Genomic DNA, 13,888 nt, shown 5'->3' on the forward strand with positions numbered 1-13,888 from the left:
ACGGAGATCGGATCACCATGCCCCTGTACGACTACCGCTGCGCGGCCTGCGGCCACGCATTCGAAACGCTGGTGCGCGCCGGCCACACGCCCGTCTGCCCGCAATGCGGCGGCACCGCGCTGGACAAGCAGGTCAGCGCGCCGGCCTCGCCCGGCAAGAGCCGCGCGATCATCTCCTTCGCGCGGCGTCAGGCGGCCCGCGAAGGGCACCTCAGCAACTATTCGCCGGCCGAGCGCTGCAAGCTGCTGCGCTAAGCCGAACGGGGAATCGCGCTGTCGATGCATGTGAACTTCGAGGGGCGCCTACCCGATGGCACTCAGTCTCACCGTCGTCATGTGGCCGGCACGCTGGAACAGGCCACCGCCGACTGCCTGCCGGAACGCGCGAATGGCATCTGCCCGTATCTCGGCGCTACCCGGATCCACGCCTTCGGTCAGGATCATCGCGGCCGTGCCGGCCTGCTCGATGATCGCCAGCCGCGCGCTGGTTTCGATAGCGGCGCTACGGGTCGTGCCGGCACCGCCGCAGGATCGATGTCCGGACAGGCATGCACGAGACGCGCGTTCAATTCGAGCGCGATCGCACGTAGCAGCGCCGCGTCCGGCTGGTGCTCATCGGGGAAGTTCGGCAACGCGCACGACGTGTTGTTGAACGCCAGCTCCGCGCTCAGCAGCGTTGGTGTGGCCGCGAGCGCGTCAGCAAGCAGCGCGGGCAGCGGCGGATCGAACCTGACATGCTCCGCCCCCCGCTGCAGCAACGCGAGTACCGCCCGGCGGCCACGCAGCACGCGTGTCGCAGCGCTACTTCGTGTTTGCAGTTCAAGCCAGGCGCCGCGGTCACGCAGCATCAGCAACGCGCTGCTGGTCCGCACGCAGGCTGCCGGCAGCGCAGCAGCCCGCGTATCGACCAGACGCGCCGTCCCGCCTGCGATGCGGCGCGCCCCGGCATGCTTCTCAAGCGGCCCCTCGCGCCGCTGCGATTCGTCGTTCGTGGTTCGCGGTTCGGGTCGGTGAGCCAAAGTGCATCGCCGGGGTCGTGCTGCCGCACGCTCGGCATACCCAGTTCGAGTTCGTCGAGCAGCGCGCCGATGCGCGGCTAGGCATCAGGCCAGAACCAGGCCGGACCTAGACCCAGCGTCTGACCGGTGGCTTAGCGTTGTTGCGTCAGCACGGCCGCCCACGCGCTCGCGCGCTTCGTTGACAACGACGGAAACGTCCTGAGCGTGCAGTGCGCGCGCCAGCGCGACGCCGCATAGACCCGCGCCGACGATGGCCACGTCGACCACCAGCGATTCGACCGCGGTCATCTCGCCGCTCAGACGAAGTCAGCAGTTCGATGGTCACCGGCTCTTCGGCCAGCACGACTTGACAGGCGAGGCGCGACTTGGAGCCGATGCCGACGAGCGTATCGAGCTTGTCGTTTTCGAGCCGCTGGATCTTCGACAGGCTCTTGCGCCCTTCCTGTACGAACAGGCGGCACGATCCGCAGTCGGCCTTGCCGTTGCACTTGTGCTCGATGCTCTCGCCTACGGCGAGCAGTGCCTGCAGCAGGGTCGCGCCGACGGCAACGTCGTAGGTCTTGCCTGAAGGCAGTACGGTCAGTGTGGTCATGATGGCGATCTTGATAGAAGGCTACGGATAAAGAACGCTGGCTAGCGACCGCGCTTCACGCGGCCAGTGCGGGTTGCAAGGCATCCACCAACGCTTCGGCGAACCCGCCCAGCGGCATCGCGATGCACGTGATGCCCTGCTCTTCGAGAAAGCGCGCCTCCATACGCGTCGGTTCGTCGGGCAGCACGGCCCAGTGCATGTCGGAGGAGCGCTTCATGATCTGGCGCGTGAAGCTGCGTGTGAGCTGGTCGTCAAAACGGCAGCCCAGAAACAAAAAACTTCGACCGCTGCGCCACGCCTGCACGGCGGGCGGAATTGGCGTCTGGATATCGATCTCGGTCATGACTTCGACGAAGTCGCTGTCAGAGACCAGGTAGTTAGAGGCCGGCGCATGGCCGCCAATCGGCTTGTAGAGCAGCGCGCCCGAGGCCGGCACGGCATCCAGCAACGCGCCGTCTGCGCTATAGGCCGCGAACCAATGGCCGAAATGCTCGGCCTGCGACAGCCCCTGCAACTGCGCCCAGCCGCCCTGCGGCCGCGCCTGCGCCAGCGCGCAGGCGAAGGTGTCGTCGTACCAGCTGTCGACAACCAGCCCGGCACCGATCGCCGCCAGCGCGCAATGCAGTGCCGACGGCGTCGACGTAATGGCGAAGGCCTCATTCATGACGCTCACCAGCGACTTGCGATGCTTGAAGTTTTCGATGAACTGCGCCGCCTGGGTCAGCCGGGTGCGGATCTTGTGCAGCACGCTGACCTTGGCCGTGATGATTTCGGCGAGCGCGAGCGGCGTGGCAGGGGCGGCCGTATCGGGGCACAGCGCGAGCAGCGCCGGTCCCAGATACGGAATGACGCCGCCCGCACACAGGCGTTCGGCGATGGTCTGGACTGAAACGGTCATGGAGTGCGCCTCACAGATAAATGGCAGCGCCGGCGCCTACGTTGGTCGCGGTGTCTTTCAGCGTCTTGACGATGTACTTGACCTGGTCGGTGTCGAGTAGCGTGTGCAGCGGCAGCGCCAGCGCGCGATCGCCGATGCGCTCGGTGTCGGGCAACAGGCCGCTCTTGCGGCCGATCGCATCGCCCGCGTTCAAGTAGTGGAACTGCTGATGCAGCGGATGGCTGTAGGCCACCGTCTCAATGCCGCAAGATTTCATGTCGTCGATCATCTGGGCGCGCGCGCTCTGCGTAAAACGTTTGCCCAAATGCACAACATAGAGCATCCGGTGCACTTCTTCGACGTCCTCTGCCAGGTAGGCCGGCTTGATCCCTTCGAAGCTTTGCATCTCTTCGTTATACCAGGTCTCGACCTGCTTTCGCTGCGCGAGGCGTGTGTCGAGTTCGGCCAGTTGCGCGAGACCGAGCGCGGCGGTCAGATCACTGATGCCCGCCTGCAGCGGCACCCACGAGCCGACCGAGACGGACGCGCGGTCCGTGACGCGCCGCTCGCGCAGATAGCGCAGTTCATGGACGAGTTCGTCATCGTCGGTGACGAGCATGCCGCCCGCTCCTGTGCACAGCGCGGACGGGCTGGAGAAGTCGAACACTGATACGTCGCCGAAACAGCCGACGTTGCGGCCCCGGTAGCGCGAGCCCAACGCCTCGGTACTGTCTTCGATCAGCCGCAAGCGCTGCGCGTCGGCCAGTTCGCGCAGCAGCGCCCACGCGGCCGGGTGGCCGTTGGTATTGCCGGCGAGGATCGCGCGCGTGCGAGGGCCGATCTTCTGCGCGGCTTTTTCGGCGCTCAGACAACCGCTCCAGTAGTCGATGTCGGCGAACACCGGCATGGCTCCCGCCAGCGTGATCGCCTGCGCCACCTGATGCCAGGTGTGCGACGCGCAGACCACCTCGTCTCCCGGGCCGATCCCCATCGCGCGCAACGCAATCCAGGTCGCGAGCGTGCCGCTCGCGACCGCGACCGCATACTCCCGGCCAACCCAGCCCGCAAACGCGCGCTCGAACGAATCAAGCATCGGCCCGTCGCTCCAACGCGAAGATTGCAGCACAGCGTTGACGAAATCGATCTCGCGCGCCGCGCAAGCCGGTTCGCTCAGCGCGATCTCATCGATTTCCATGCGCCCCGTCCTCGGTCAGGATCAACGCATCGGCCTCTTCAGGCCGCTGCGTGATGGACCTGCAATGCCCGGCCGACATCGCAAAATAGATACTGCGCACACCGAACCGAAGCGCTGCTATATCGTCGCGCATCACCGCTGCGCTGACATGCATTGTGCGCACCTCGGGATAACGTTCGTGCCATTGCGTGGCGGCGTCGCGTAGCGTCGGTGCCGTGCGGAGCAGGTCCGCCGCGAAGTCCAATTGCTCGGCGTTCAGGGTCATCTCACTCCTCCACGCCCGCAATGCGCCGCGCTTCGACCGTGATGGGCAGCGGCGTATCGTCGGCCATCGCGGGCAATTCGAGTTGCCAGCCGTTCGCGAGCGTGACGAGACCGCCCCACATCCCGGGCTGCGCCATCGCGACAATGGGCTCCTCCAGGTCCTTCTTTGGCACGTAGGCGCTCAGCGCGCCCTTGCTGTCCTTGCGGATCATGACTTTCATGGTTTCGGACTCCGGAGATTGATGACAGGTTCAAAGCACGTTCAAGCGGGATGCGCTGCTTCCTCCAGCAGTGGACGAAGCAACGGCGGCAGATAGGCGAGCACGTACTCAATGTCCTGCGCCGTAGTGGTTTCGCGAGCGACAGCCGCACCGCCGCCAGCGCCTCATCGCGCGGCACATCCATCGCGGCAACGCCCAGCAGCTCGATGCGCTGCAACACGACCTCGGCGGGAACCTCGCCGAAACGCAGGTAGCTGGTGCCGGGCAGACGCGATGCCTGCGCCGAAAACACGTGGACGGCCGGCAGTGCGCACCGCAGCCCCTGCTCCAGTGCGTCAAGCAGCGCGGCCACGCGCGCCGCTTCGCTCGCTACGTCGCTGATACGCTCGAGCACCGCTGCAAAGCCGGCGATGGCCGGCAGGTTCTCGGTGCCGCCGCGTCGATGCCGTTCCTGGCTGCCCTGTACCTGCGGCACCAGCGTCACGCCGTGGCGCACGAGCAGCGTACCGATGCCCTTCGGCACGCGCAGCTTGTGCGGCGACAGCGACACCGCATCGACCCCGCTCTGCACGAAATGGAACGGCAGCCTGCCGATGAACTGCGTCGCATCGACATGGAGGCGCGCGCCGGCCGAATGCACGAGATCGCGTACTTCGGCGACCGGCATCAATACGCCCGTCTCGTTGTTGGCCGCCATCAGCGATTCCACCCCGACGTCAGGTCCAATCAGCGCGGCGGCACTGTCGAGGTCCAGCGTCCCGTCGGGCCGCACGGCGATGTAGTCGACCGCAACGGCGCGTGCAGCCAGCGCACGCGCCAGCTTCAGGTGCGCTGCATGTTCGATCGCGCTGAATACGCCACGGTGCCGCCCCCCCGGCGCCGCCGCGTGCAGCCCGCACACGGCCAGGTGATTGGCTTCGGTGGCGCCGCTGGTGAAGATCAACTCTGCGGGCTCGCAACCGAGCGCTCGCGCGATCGTCGCGCGGGCCGCAGCGAGCGCGCCCTTCGCCTGCTGCCCGACGGCATGCTGCGGCGACGCGTTGCCCCACGCATCCGTCAGGATGGACAGCATCGCCTGCGCCACGGCGGAGGCTGGCGGCATGGTCGCGTTGTGGTCGAGATAGATCATCGCCCGGCTCCGTTAGTTTGCTTCACGGCCAGAACACGCATTCGCGATCGATGCACAGCGTGTCCAGCAGCTCGGCCAGACCGGTGCTCTCATGCTGGAGCATCCATCGGTGCGACGCATGATCGCGCGCGCTCAGGTGCCACATACCGTCTTCATCGCGCGTGAGCCAGGCTATGTCGATCAGCCCGCCATTCGCGTCGACATTGCGGGAGCAGCACGGGCTCTCGACACGGAACCCCTGCCCATCGCGCAGCACGCGCGGCAGCACATAGTGGTAGCGGGTACGCTCGCGCAACGCTTGCTCGATCTGGCGCTGGGTCAGGTCGAACGGGCGGCTCGCGCGCAAACCGTCGCGCGGCGCCGCCGCTTCTGGCGCACTCGTCTGAACCGTCATGACATGGCTCCTTCTTCAGGTAGCAGGCCGGCGGGTGCGGGCGCAATTTCATTCCCCGTGCATCCGACGACACAGTTGCCGAAATCCACCAGATAGACCGGCTCGCAGCTCTCAACCACCTGGCCGACGTTGACGATTTCGCCGACCGTACCCGCCTCGGCCAGACAATCGTCCTGGCCGCGCTCCGGAAAGCTGCCGTCGTTGCACAGGTCATCCAGCGCGTTCACGCGCATGCCCCACTGATAAGCAGGCTGAACCGGTTCGATACTCATGCTGACGGCTCCTGCGGTTGCGACGTTTCCGGCTGGACCCGCGTGCCGATCTTGTGCAGCGCTTGGGCCCGCTCGCCCAAGCCTTGCAGCACGTCGTCCGGCAGGTTGTCGAGCGTACATAGCTCTTTCGCGCGCATGCCGACACGGTGGCCGCTCTCGACGAAATCCACCGCGTAGATATAGAACTGCTGAAGGAAGGTGTCGATGCTGGTGACGTAGCCGATCTCGCCCTTGTTCACCAGCACTTCGCCGATGTCCTTGCCGTTGTACGTACCGTCGTTGCGGATAACCGAGCGTGCGATCACGCGCTCGCCGTAGTTGAAGCGCGGGGGAAACGCGACCTCAATCAGGTCGTCGTCGCGGTTGATGTCAGCCATGCTTCGCTCCTGCTGATCGTTGCGTCTGTCCGGTGGTCATCAGGTTCGCGACCTCGCCCGACTGCCGGCGCCGCCGCGCGAGCGCGCGCACCTCTTCGTCCGCGTCATCCACCAGCGACGCCACGATTTCGCCAGCGGCGCGCCGCGCGACTTCCCAGCGCACTCGCCAATCGGGATCGAACGCGAGGCGCGATAGCAGCGTCGCGGGCAGACGCTCAGCGACGATGCGGCGTACCTCGGCCTCGCTGTCGTCGGCAATACGCAGCAGCGCGGGCATCTCAAGACGCTCGGCCAGTCGCATCCGGACTACGCGATCAGGGTCGCCGATCATCTGCGGCAGCAGCGCGAGCGGCAGACGCTGCGCCACCCACTCGCGCACGCCGTAGTCGGAATCGCCCCGCATGCCGACCAATGCAGCAGGCGACACGCGCTGCGCCACGCGAATCCGCACCTCGCGATGCGGATCGTGGATCAGGCGCGCCAGTTGCGCCTGCGGCAATCGCAACGCGAGCTGCAGCCGGACCATCTCGTCCGGATCGCCGAGCAATGCAGGCAGACAAAACACATCGGCGTGACTCGCGGCGATTGCGCGCACCTCGAAGTACGGATGCGCAAGCTGCTCGTTGGCCAGTTCAGGGTGCCAGTGAAAGAAGCGCTCGATGCGGCGCGCGTACGCATCCTGCATGCACGCGTGACCTGGCCCACAACCGTGCTCCGCCGGCAACTCGCGGAACCGCACGTAGCCGCAGCCGGTGCAGTCGAGCGGGCCGCCCTGCCAGTGGCGCGGTACCATGTCGCCGCCTGGTACGCGCACGTTCTGTACGCTCATGGTTGCGTCCCCGTCCAGCCGCGCGTCGGATACGCACCCAGCGCATCCATTGCATCGTCGGACCCGGCGCCGGTCTCATGACGATCCAAGACATGCGAAAGCAGCGCGCCCCCCACCCGGTCTTCGGGATCGAGCCGGCGCAATTCGCGCAGTAGCATGCGCGCTTCTTCAAAGTCGCCGAGACGCATGTTGAGGTACACGAGGCCCTTCAGCGTGAACAGATAAAAACGCGCGGCCGCGTCATAACGCGTGGTCACGTTCGCGGCCGCAAGCGGTTCCTCGCCGAAATCTGAGCCCAGCGCGGTGCGGGCGACCGCCAGCGCGTCTTCGCCGATCGCACGCGCCTGCGCCAATTGATGGCCGTAGAAGTAAAAGCGGTACAGCGCGATCAACGGCACCGGATGGCGCGGCGCGGCGGCGCGGGCGCGTTGCAACAGCGCGAGCGCCTCATCGGGGCGCTCGCGCAACCGACCCGCCTCGGCGATCAATGCATTGACGCCTGACGGCAAGCCGCCGCCAATCGCGCTCTGCGCAAACGCGGTCATTGCGTCGTCGAGGGCACGGTCGCCGAACTCCATCGCCATCGCTCCTCTTCAGGAAATCTGACGCGGCAGCGGCGGCCGTCCGCGGCCAATCGCGCTGACATCGATGGTCGCCACGCCTGGCGGCGCCGAATCCGCACTGCTGCTGCAACCACAAGCGGCCTGGTTCGGATTGAAGAAGATCAAGCCGGACTGGGTTGGCGTGTCGGCGAAATCTATCGTTATGCCTTCGAGCATCAGCCGGCTCTCAGCCGGCAGGAATACGCGCAGGCCGTTGATGTCGAGTTCCTGTTCGCCTGGTTGTAGCGCCGGCTCGGCGGTGAATTCCGCGGTATGGCCGGAACAGCCGCCGGCGCTCACCACCAGACGAAAGCCGGCGCCAGCCGGTAGGCCCGAAAAGCCCACGATACGACGCATGAACTTCTCGGCGGCGCTCGTAACAGTTACGTTGGACAGCATGATGCGTAGACTCCTGTTGGATGAATGGCCGGCCCGGCCACGAGCCAGACTCAAACCTGAACGATGCAGCCGTCCACGGGACACACCGCGACGCACTGCGGGTCGTCGAAGTGGCCTTCGCATTCGGTGCATTTCTTGGGGTCGATCGCGAACACGCCGCCTTTCTCGCTGATCGCGACATTGGGGCATTCCGGTTCGCAGGCCGAGCATCCCGTACAGGTGGACGCAATAATCTTCAGAGGCATGGAGGCTCTCCTGTTGTCCTGTCTGGAAGGGTGTGGGGTATCACGCCACTGAGGCTGACGAGGTGTAAGCGCCCTGGCGGATTGAAGCATCGCCGCGGTCCCGGTGCACGATGGCGCCGCTGGCGATGCGACTGCGGTAGTCGTTGAACCAAGCAAGCAGCGCTTTTTCGATGAATTCGCCGACGTACTGATCGACCGGCTCGATGCCCGCTTGCGCCAGTTCGTCTTTCGGGCAGGCGCCGATCTTCGCGACCAGCACCGCGTGGCAGTCGTGGAGCGCGCGCACGACCGACGGTAGTTGCTCGTCGTCGCCGTAACCGCCCCGGCAATACAGGTCCACCCGGCGATGGCCGCCGAACAGCGCTTCGGCTACCGAGACCTCGAAGATCTGAAACTCCGCGACGTGGCCGAAGTGCTCGTTGATCCGGCCGCCGCCCTTCGTTGCGACCGCGACCAGCACCTTCATGTCGTCGGCGACGTCGATCTCGCGAGAGACAGCCAGCGCTTCTTGCTTCGCGTCGTGCTGCGCCTGACGCTCGGCTTCGACGCGCTGCTGGTATTCACGGCGGCGGTCGAGGTCGTAGACCACTTCCATCTGCTCGATCTTGTCGAGCGTGAATTCCTCGCTGCGGTCCTCGCCGAGCAGGCCAACCGCATCCGCGCGGCACTGGCGGCAATGACGCATCAGGTTGGCGCCGCCCATGCAGGCGTCCTGCACGGCCTTGAGTTCCTGCGCAGTCGGCCCGCGCTGGCCGCTCAGGCCAAAGTGAGTGCCGTGCTCGGGCTCCGAGATCAGCGGCATGATGTTATGCAGGAACGCGCCGCGTTTCTTCACCTCGCGGTTGACCTCGATCAGGTGCTCGTCGTTGATGCCGGGAATCAGCACCGAGTTGATCTTGGTCAGCACGCCGCGTGCGGTGAGCATCTCGAGACCCTTCATCTGCCGGTCATAAAGGATGCGGGCTGCTTCGTAACCGGTCACGCGCTTGTGCTCCCAGAAAATCCACGGATAGATTTTCTCGCCCACCGCCGGGTCGACCATGTTGATGGTAATTGTCACGTGGTCGATGTTGTACTTGCAGATTTCGTCCACAAGGTCGGGCAACGCCAAGCCATTGGTCGACAGGCACAGCTTGATGTCCGGCGCCTGTTCCTGCAGCATCCGGACCGTCTCGAAGGTCTTCTTCGGGCTCGCCAGCGAATCACCAGGACCGGCAATGCCAAGTACCGTCATCTGCGGAATCTCGCTTGCGATGGCCACGACCTTCTTCACTGCCTGTTGCGGCGTTAGCTTCTGAGAGACCACGCCGGGACGCGACTCGTTCGAGCAGTCGTATTTGCGGTTGCAGTAGTTGCACTGGACGTTGCAAGCCGGCGCCACCGCCACATGCATGCGCGCATAGTGATGATGGGCTTCTTCCGAGTAGCACGGGTGATTCTTGACCTTCTCCCAGATGTCCGGCGGCAAGTCGTCGAGACTGCCCGACGCGCCGCAACTGGCCTTACCCTCGCCACCGTGCGTGCCGCAGCCGCCACCGGTGGACGGGTCTTCGATCTTCACGCCGAGAGGTTTAATCTGCCCGATGCCGATATAAGCCGCTGCGGGCAAGTCGCTCGCTTTTGAACTCGCTTGCATGGATATCTCCTCGCAACCGACGGCGGCCGCGCGCAAGCCATAAAGCCAGATCCATGCCACTCGACAAGAAAGCCAAGGATCAACGTGTTAGGGGATATTTCGCAGTTCTGTATGATCCCGGCGCGCGACGTATCCCTCCAATTTCGTTGCGTCGTGTCGGTGTTGCGACAAATCTCACACGACCTGGAACGCATGTGCCGAACCAGCGAGATGGACCCGCACAAGCTGGGTAGGCGAAGCATTCTCTATCCTGGTCAGAACCGGTGAACCTCAATAGAGGATGTATGCAGCGCATAGCCTATCTGCCGGGGCGTGATCCCTAGGAAGCGCGCCGCCTTCGCCTGGGCCGAGCCGCTGCGCTCCGTCGACCAGATCAATCGTTCGCGGTCACCCTCCGGCTTCCCCGGCTTGCGATGTCGTGAACGTTCAGTCGTCCGCCGCCGGATCCAGATCAGTGGCAGCCTCAGTGGCCGGGCTGCCCACCAGACAGCCGGTGCCGACGCCATATCCGGATCATGATGCCCGTACGGCGGCTGCGACGACGGCACTTCAGCGATCGGCATTTCGCCCAGAGGCGCGGGACGAACCGCATCCTCGCGCTCGATGTAGTGCAGCATCTTCGTCAGATAATGGTCCTCCTGACACAGGAACTTGAAACGGTCGATCACGCCGTCACGCGTCATGGTCGCCTTGCATTCGACACAGTTCTCCAGTTCACGAACTTTGCCCGGCCAGTAGCATCTCATCAGCACCCGCATCGCTTCCGCGTCGAGGCGAATGGACTGCGCGTTTTCACGGTTGAAACGGGCAAGAAGCTGTGCCTTGGCCGGAATATCTTCTCGCCGCTCACGCAGGGGCGGCAACTCGATACTGACCACGTTGATACAGTAGTAGAGATCCGAGCGCAACTCGCCGGCCGTCGCCATCCGTTCAAGGTTGCGATTGGTCGCGAGAATCAGACGCACATCCACCTTCACCGGCGTCATGCCGCCGACACGCTCGAACTCGCGCTCCTGCAGCACGCGCAACAGCTAGGCCGGAAACGACGGCGCGATATCGCCGATCTCGTCAAGGCACAGCGTACCGCCGCCAGTTCGAAGCGGCCCTTACTTGTGGCCCCTGCGCGCCGGTGAAGGCGCCTTTCCCGTCGCCGAACAGCTCGCTTTCCCGCAAGGACTCCATCAACGCCGCGCAATTGCCCGGACGAACGACTCGCTGCCACGCGGCGACAAGTCGTGGATCGCACGCGCGATGAATTCCTTGCCAGTGCCACTCTCGCCGTGCAGCAGCACGATGGTACGCGCGGGGGCGAGCTGGTGAATCTGTGCGAACACTGCCTGGATCGCCGCCGAGACACCGACTACCTGGTCGATCAGTTAAGCGGGCTTGATCACCTTCCGCATGCGCCTGACGTCATCCTGCATGCTATCGTGCGCCGCGCATACGCTGCGCTGGAGCAGCAACGTCTACCCCCATCAGGGTCGCGACAATCATCACCAGATGCAGGTCATCGACAAACAGCCGGCTTGCACCGGGGTTCACGCAATCGACAGCGAGCACGCCGAGAGTGCGCCGGTCGGTGTGGATCGGCGTCGCTAGCATGGCGATGCACGCCCCCGGTATCTGGTCCGCGCCACCCATGCGAACAGGAGCGACGGTTCATCATTCACGTTGGACACGATCACCCCGATGCCGCTCTTTCACGCGCGGCCGACGGTGCCTTCGCCGGGACGGAACTGAAGACGCTGCTGCTCGTCACGCGAAAGACCCGTAGCGCTCAGGCCGCCCAGTTGCCGGTCCGGTTCGGCCAGCACCACAAAGGCGCGCCGCCACTCCATGGTGCGCACAAGATAGTTCAGGGACTCGGGAAGGCTTTTGCCACATCGAGCGACGAAACCAGCGTCTTGCTCGCCTCGTAGACACCGTCCAGCGCTTGCCGGGCAACGGCCGCCTGCATGTTCACATTGACTTCCTCTTCGTGCGCTGCGCGCTTTCGATGTACCAGCGCAAAGCGCAAGATCAACGCAAAGACACGGCGTCTAAGGTAAGCCCATTTCTACGCCTGATGATTGAGCCATCGCGCATGTCAATCCCGCGTGCGCAACGACAAATCCGACAAAAAGGACGACGAAAATCCGGGCTCGTCGCGCGCATCGACACAAAAACAACAGCGAAACAACACCGGACCGGCTGAACGAGGCCACTAGAGCGTGAAAATCCACTGGCATGGAAGTTGCGCTGAAGGTCGCACTACCCCCGCTTTCAGGAGCCTGCAATGTCGGATTTCCAACGCGTCAGCACCGGCCTTCATCCACGCGGCGCCGACCCCGTGTATCGGGATCATGCCACCACCACGCCGGTCGATCCGCGCGTGATCAGACGCATGCTGCCTTACCTGATCGAGATGTACGGCAATCCTGCCAGCCGTTCGCATGCCTATGGCTGGGTCGCCGAAGAAGCGGTTGAACTGGCCCTCGAACAGGCCAGTTCGCTCGTGAACGCGGACCCGCGCGAGATTGTCTGGACCTCCGAAGCGACGGAATCGAACAACCTCGCGATCAAGGGTGCCGCGCACTTTCATCGCGCCAAAGGCAATCCCCTGGTGACGCTCACGACCGAGCACCAGTCGGTGCTTGGCGCGATGCCCGAACTTGATCGCGAAGGCTTCGAGGTCACAGTGTTGCCGGTGCAGGAAAGCGGCTACGTGGACATCGCTGCAAACGGCGCGCTCTGCCGCGCCCGGGGCATCCTGCTGCACGTGGATGCCGCGCAGGCCGCCGGCAAGTGCCGGTCGATCTGATGTCTTTCCCGGCTCACAAGATCTACGGCCCCAACGGCATCGGCGCGCTATATGTGGGGCTCCGGCCGCGCATGCGGATCGCGTGCCAAATGCACGGCGGCGTCCACGAGCGCGGCATGCGCTCCGGGACGTTGTGCACGCATCAGATCGTCGAGGAACTGGCATCGCCGCCGATCGCGATCCACTGGTCGATTCTCGCCGAGGACGCGATCAAGGCGGCCGTGTCCGACTTTCGCTCGCGCCAGACGATTCGAGGCGCAGCAGCCAACGACCTGCAACTCGCCGAGCAACCGACCTGCTCATCCAACCCGAAGTGAGTCCATTCAAGCCTGAAAGGAACCTCCATGGAAACGCTCGCCCAACCGGCTTCCGCCACACCCGACGTCATGCCCGGCCTGCTCGAATTCACGCCTCAGGCCGCTGCGAAAGTGGCCTCGCTGATCGAGGAAGAAGGCAATCCCAACCTGAAGCTGCGGTTGTACGTGTCCGGCGGCGGCTGCTCGGGCTTCCAGTACGGCTTCACGTTCGACGACCAGGTGGTGGACGGCGACATGCAGACCGTCACGGACGGCGTCACGCTGCTGGTCGATTCGATGAGCCAGCAATACCTGTTCGGCGCGCGCGTCGACTACGAAGACGGCCTGGAAGGTTCGCGCTTCGTCATTCACAACCCCAATGCGCAGAGCAACTGTGGCTGCGGCAGTTCGTTTTCCGTGTAAGACAATCATGACAATCTCACTGACTGGCACCTCCTGACGACGAGGAGAACAACCAGTTCGACAGTGCATGGGGTCTTGACGTGCAATCGCGTCTCGCGTGCTGCGTGAAGCTGCGCGACGCCGACCTGACGATCGAACTACCGTGACATACGCGCGACCTCGCGCGTGAGCACTGGGGGCAAGCGTCCTTAGCGCTGTGCGGCCTCTTCAAGCGCCATGGCGGTCATCGCCGCGAGCGCATAGCCGCGCTGATAGCCGCCGCCTCTGTTTATCTTCCGGCATCGTCGTTCCTATGGATAGCCAATCCCTACAGCGTTTG

The 13,888-nt window shown here is 64.6% G+C and carries 16 protein-coding genes and 5 pseudogenes; 4 read left to right on the plus strand and 17 right to left on the minus strand.

What is annotated here, in order from left to right; genetic code table 11:
* Nucleotides 1-17 precede the first annotated feature (17 nt).
* On the plus strand, nucleotides 18-254 hold the full coding sequence (locus B0G83_RS36420; RefSeq protein ID WP_105512117.1) for a zinc ribbon domain-containing protein: 237 nt from the start codon (nucleotides 18-20) through the stop codon (nucleotides 252-254).
* A 185-nt stretch (nucleotides 255-439) separates the two neighbouring features.
* Here B0G83_RS36420 and B0G83_RS36425 read toward each other — a convergent pair whose 3' ends face one another.
* The 17 genes and pseudogenes from B0G83_RS36425 to B0G83_RS36505 all read right to left on the minus strand — a co-directional run bounded on the left by B0G83_RS36425 (nucleotide 440) and on the right by B0G83_RS36505 (nucleotide 12,007).
* Nucleotides 440-1,018: a hypothetical protein gene (locus B0G83_RS36425; RefSeq protein WP_105512118.1), complete on the minus strand. Its 579-nt coding sequence runs from the start codon at nucleotides 1,016-1,018 to the stop codon at nucleotides 440-442.
* 84 nt (nucleotides 1,019-1,102) lie between these two features.
* Nucleotides 1,103-1,306 carry an NAD(P)-binding protein gene (locus B0G83_RS39500; RefSeq protein ID WP_105512119.1) on the minus strand — a complete coding sequence of 68 codons (204 nt, stop codon included), beginning with the start codon at nucleotides 1,304-1,306 and terminating at the stop codon, nucleotides 1,103-1,105.
* A 16-nt stretch (nucleotides 1,307-1,322) separates the two neighbouring features.
* Nucleotides 1,323-1,610 (minus strand): annotated as a pseudogene (locus B0G83_RS36435) (2Fe-2S iron-sulfur cluster-binding protein); the annotation flags it as partial.
* 55 nt (nucleotides 1,611-1,665) lie between these two features.
* Nucleotides 1,666-2,508, minus strand: coding sequence for an SIR2 family protein (locus B0G83_RS36440; RefSeq protein WP_105512120.1), 843 nt, complete (start codon nucleotides 2,506-2,508; stop codon nucleotides 1,666-1,668).
* 10 nt (nucleotides 2,509-2,518) lie between these two features.
* Nucleotides 2,519-3,682 carry a DegT/DnrJ/EryC1/StrS aminotransferase family protein gene (locus B0G83_RS36445; protein ID WP_105512121.1) on the minus strand — a complete coding sequence of 388 codons (1,164 nt, stop codon included), beginning with the start codon at nucleotides 3,680-3,682 and terminating at the stop codon, nucleotides 2,519-2,521.
* Nucleotides 3,669-3,947 carry a hypothetical protein gene (locus B0G83_RS36450; RefSeq protein ID WP_105512122.1) on the minus strand — a complete coding sequence of 93 codons (279 nt, stop codon included), beginning with the start codon at nucleotides 3,945-3,947 and terminating at the stop codon, nucleotides 3,669-3,671. The genes B0G83_RS36445 and B0G83_RS36450 overlap by 14 nt, the downstream gene beginning before the upstream one ends.
* A gap of 1 nt (nucleotide 3,948) precedes the next feature.
* Nucleotides 3,949-4,167 (minus strand): putative nitrogen fixation protein NifT, encoded by a 219-nt coding sequence (nifT, locus tag B0G83_RS36455; protein ID WP_007177241.1) that lies wholly within the window; start codon nucleotides 4,165-4,167, stop codon nucleotides 3,949-3,951.
* Nucleotides 4,168-4,208: 41 nt separating this feature from the next.
* Nucleotides 4,209-5,296 (minus strand): annotated as a pseudogene (locus B0G83_RS36460) (cysteine desulfurase family protein).
* Nucleotides 5,297-5,318: 22 nt separating this feature from the next.
* Entirely contained in the window at nucleotides 5,319-5,690 is a 372-nt protein-coding gene (locus B0G83_RS36465; RefSeq protein WP_105512123.1) for a hypothetical protein, read from the minus strand.
* Nucleotides 5,687-5,962 (minus strand): nitrogen fixation protein NifZ, encoded by a 276-nt coding sequence (locus B0G83_RS36470; RefSeq protein WP_105512124.1) that lies wholly within the window; start codon nucleotides 5,960-5,962, stop codon nucleotides 5,687-5,689. Before B0G83_RS36470 ends, B0G83_RS36465 begins: the two co-directional genes overlap by 4 nt.
* Nucleotides 5,959-6,339, minus strand: a complete 381-nt coding sequence (locus tag B0G83_RS36475) for a nitrogen fixation protein NifZ (RefSeq protein ID WP_105512125.1) — start codon at nucleotides 6,337-6,339, stop codon at nucleotides 5,959-5,961. The genes B0G83_RS36470 and B0G83_RS36475 overlap by 4 nt, the downstream gene beginning before the upstream one ends.
* Complete coding sequence (locus B0G83_RS36480; protein ID WP_105512126.1) at nucleotides 6,332-7,168, minus strand: 4Fe4S-binding leucine-rich repeat protein; 837 nt, start codon at nucleotides 7,166-7,168, stop codon at nucleotides 6,332-6,334. Before B0G83_RS36480 ends, B0G83_RS36475 begins: the two co-directional genes overlap by 8 nt.
* The gene (locus tag B0G83_RS36485; RefSeq protein WP_105512139.1) at nucleotides 7,165-7,746 is read right to left on the minus strand and encodes a hypothetical protein; all 582 of its coding nucleotides are present in this window, start codon (nucleotides 7,744-7,746) and stop codon (nucleotides 7,165-7,167) included. The genes B0G83_RS36480 and B0G83_RS36485 overlap by 4 nt, the downstream gene beginning before the upstream one ends.
* Before the next feature lie 15 nt (nucleotides 7,747-7,761).
* Nucleotides 7,762-8,169: an iron-sulfur cluster assembly accessory protein gene (locus tag B0G83_RS36490; protein WP_105512127.1), complete on the minus strand. Its 408-nt coding sequence runs from the start codon at nucleotides 8,167-8,169 to the stop codon at nucleotides 7,762-7,764.
* 50 nt (nucleotides 8,170-8,219) lie between these two features.
* Complete coding sequence (locus tag B0G83_RS36495; protein WP_026226294.1) at nucleotides 8,220-8,414, minus strand: 4Fe-4S binding protein; 195 nt, start codon at nucleotides 8,412-8,414, stop codon at nucleotides 8,220-8,222.
* A 40-nt stretch (nucleotides 8,415-8,454) separates the two neighbouring features.
* Complete coding sequence (nifB, locus tag B0G83_RS36500; RefSeq protein WP_105512140.1) at nucleotides 8,455-10,050, minus strand: nitrogenase cofactor biosynthesis protein NifB; 1,596 nt, start codon at nucleotides 10,048-10,050, stop codon at nucleotides 8,455-8,457.
* A gap of 254 nt (nucleotides 10,051-10,304) precedes the next feature.
* Nucleotides 10,305-12,007, minus strand: a pseudogene (locus B0G83_RS36505) (sigma 54-interacting transcriptional regulator).
* Between the two features lie 318 nt (nucleotides 12,008-12,325).
* Between B0G83_RS36505 and B0G83_RS36510 the strand changes: the two are divergent.
* From B0G83_RS36510 to B0G83_RS39345, 3 genes and pseudogenes are all read left to right on the plus strand, one after another.
* A pseudogene (locus tag B0G83_RS36510) lies at nucleotides 12,326-13,002 on the plus strand (aminotransferase class V-fold PLP-dependent enzyme); the annotation flags it as partial.
* 192 nt (nucleotides 13,003-13,194) lie between these two features.
* Complete coding sequence (gene erpA / locus B0G83_RS36515) at nucleotides 13,195-13,569, plus strand: iron-sulfur cluster insertion protein ErpA (protein WP_105512128.1); 375 nt, start codon at nucleotides 13,195-13,197, stop codon at nucleotides 13,567-13,569.
* 23 nt (nucleotides 13,570-13,592) lie between these two features.
* Nucleotides 13,593-13,715, plus strand: a pseudogene (locus B0G83_RS39345) (2Fe-2S ferredoxin); the annotation flags it as partial.
* Nucleotides 13,716-13,888 lie beyond the last annotated feature (173 nt).

The sequence above is a fragment of the Paraburkholderia sp. BL21I4N1 genome, from assembly GCF_002973525.1.
Taxonomy (GTDB): Bacteria; Pseudomonadota; Gammaproteobacteria; order Burkholderiales; family Burkholderiaceae; genus Paraburkholderia.

Coding starts and splice junctions, on each gene's coding strand:
- B0G83_RS39500 (WP_105512119.1), bottom strand. CDS start 1,306: ATGACCGCGGTCGAATCGCTGGTGGTCGACGTGGCCATCGTCGGCGCG.
- B0G83_RS36420 (WP_105512117.1), top strand. CDS start 18: ATGCCCCTGTACGACTACCGCTGCGCGGCCTGCGGCCACGCATTCGAA.
- B0G83_RS36485 (WP_105512139.1), bottom strand. CDS start 7,746: ATGGAGTTCGGCGACCGTGCCCTCGACGACGCAATGACCGCGTTTGCG.
- nifB (WP_105512140.1), bottom strand. CDS start 10,050: ATGCAAGCGAGTTCAAAAGCGAGCGACTTGCCCGCAGCGGCTTATATC.
- B0G83_RS36450 (WP_105512122.1), bottom strand. CDS start 3,947: ATGACCCTGAACGCCGAGCAATTGGACTTCGCGGCGGACCTGCTCCGC.
- nifT (WP_007177241.1), bottom strand. CDS start 4,167: ATGAAAGTCATGATCCGCAAGGACAGCAAGGGCGCGCTGAGCGCCTAC.
- B0G83_RS36470 (WP_105512124.1), bottom strand. CDS start 5,962: ATGAGTATCGAACCGGTTCAGCCTGCTTATCAGTGGGGCATGCGCGTG.
- erpA (WP_105512128.1), top strand. CDS start 13,195: ATGGAAACGCTCGCCCAACCGGCTTCCGCCACACCCGACGTCATGCCC.
- B0G83_RS36480 (WP_105512126.1), bottom strand. CDS start 7,168: ATGAGCGTACAGAACGTGCGCGTACCAGGCGGCGACATGGTACCGCGC.
- B0G83_RS36445 (WP_105512121.1), bottom strand. CDS start 3,682: ATGGAAATCGATGAGATCGCGCTGAGCGAACCGGCTTGCGCGGCGCGC.
- B0G83_RS36465 (WP_105512123.1), bottom strand. CDS start 5,690: ATGACGGTTCAGACGAGTGCGCCAGAAGCGGCGGCGCCGCGCGACGGT.
- B0G83_RS36475 (WP_105512125.1), bottom strand. CDS start 6,339: ATGGCTGACATCAACCGCGACGACGACCTGATTGAGGTCGCGTTTCCC.
- B0G83_RS36490 (WP_105512127.1), bottom strand. CDS start 8,169: ATGCTGTCCAACGTAACTGTTACGAGCGCCGCCGAGAAGTTCATGCGT.
- B0G83_RS36440 (WP_105512120.1), bottom strand. CDS start 2,508: ATGACCGTTTCAGTCCAGACCATCGCCGAACGCCTGTGTGCGGGCGGC.
- B0G83_RS36495 (WP_026226294.1), bottom strand. CDS start 8,414: ATGCCTCTGAAGATTATTGCGTCCACCTGTACGGGATGCTCGGCCTGC.